At 47.6% G+C, this 1,595-nt stretch carries 2 protein-coding genes; both read left to right on the top strand.

Annotation, left to right across the window (positions count from 1 at the left end):
• Positions 1-28: 28 nt before the first annotated feature.
• On the top strand, positions 29-169 hold the full coding sequence (locus tag NK638_RS12220; RefSeq protein WP_274633226.1) for a cation transporter: 141 nt from the start codon (positions 29-31) through the stop codon (positions 167-169).
• A gap of 582 nt (positions 170-751) precedes the next feature.
• Positions 752-1,595 (top strand): cation transporter (locus NK638_RS12215; RefSeq protein ID WP_274633225.1); only part of this gene is annotated, 844 nt, incomplete at its 3' end.

Below are 1,595 nucleotides of genomic sequence, written 5' to 3'. Positions count from 1 at the left end.
GGCAAGCGTCCATACAGCCACAGGTGATATCGACGGTTTAGATACTATGACTGTCGATTTGGCTGACAAGCTGGCAACGGTGACATTTGATGATAGCAAAACCAGCGCAGAAGCCATTGCCGCCGCGATCGAAGAGGCAGGTTTTGTTGCAACCGTCGCCAACTCGTAAGTCTTACTGCTTTAACGCAAAACCAGCTGTCATGGCTGGTTTTTTTCATGAGAGATGCGATGGCAGCGCCTGTTGCTGACTGCAGGGCTTGAATAGAGCATAGTCGTAGCCATTTACTAGGTATGAGGCAATAGCCACGCTTGAGTAGGATTTATTTCTTATTAGATTAGGGCATGTTCTTATTTTTATCGTTGAGCCACTATAAAATAAATACAGTGCGACTGGGAGTAATTTTGCGCAGCCTCTGTCTGCGCAGGCACAGCAAGCAAGAAAAATTGATACCAGTCGCACGTGATAAAACCATGTACTTCTTTTATTTAAGATTGACCCTATCATTCATATTGAGAATGAGGACACGCCCCAGCATAGTCTATTTGCCTGCAGACGCTTTTTTCTGATTTTGACGTCTGATATTTAGATTTTTTCACCGATTTTATTATACATTTATAAACGCTATAGTCCGCCTACCCAAAACGAAGCGCCTGTTATTTAAGAGGTGGCAGTTGCCTTTATAGATGCCTTGACCGCTTTTAGAGTAAACCGACTATGTAATGCGCTATAACGCAACCACGAGTTTTATTTATGAAAAATTCTACCCGCACCAGTACTGACCCGTCTTATGAGGTGGCGACTGATATTGAGTCCAAAACTGCGATAGCGCCTGAGCGTGCGCACTTGCAGCTGGCTATCGATGGCATGACGTGTCAGGCGTGTGCTTCGCGGATTGAGAAGGTACTTAGCAAAAAGCCAGCGGTATATGAGGCAAGTGTGAACTTCGCTGGTGAGACTGCCAATATCGATTATGATCCGGCGCAGACCACTCCTGAGCAAGTCACAGAGTGGGTCAACAAAACCGGCTTTGTCGCCAATCTGCAAGCCGCTGACAGCTTGTTTGCGCAGACGGATAAAGACACGGCAACCGAGTATCCATGGCGCTTGATCGGGCTATGGATTTGTCTGTTGCCGTTTTTGGTTGGTATGGCGGGTATGCTAACGGGGTTTGGTATGGCGTGGATGCCGCCTGTTTGGATTCAGTTTATCCTAGCCACCATTGTCCAGTTTGGACTGGCATTGCCATTTTATAAAAGTGCGTGGGCGTCTATCAAAGGCGGCCTTGCCAATATGGACGTGCTGGTGGTCATCGGTACGGTGACTATTTGGGCGTATTCTACTTATCTGTGGTTGACTCATGGCGATGGCACGTTAAGCAGCCTATTGCAAAGTGGATATGCTGGCGGACATGGCCCCGCTGTGTATTTTGAAGCCGGGGTGATGGTCATCGCCTTTGTGCGAACGGGTAAGTATTTGGAGGAGCGCACCAAAAAGCACAGCCTAAACAGTATCGATTTATTGTTGTCACTGACGCCAGATGAAGTAGAGCAGCAGCAGCCCAACGGCGACTTTCATAATGTCGCATTGCAGGCGG

The sequence above is a fragment of the Psychrobacter sp. A3 genome, from assembly GCF_028823565.1.
GTDB lineage: Bacteria > Pseudomonadota > Gammaproteobacteria > Pseudomonadales > Moraxellaceae > Psychrobacter > Psychrobacter celer.
The sequence above is the reverse complement of the archived record's forward strand: the minus strand, read 5'-3'. Positions and strand labels throughout refer to the sequence as shown.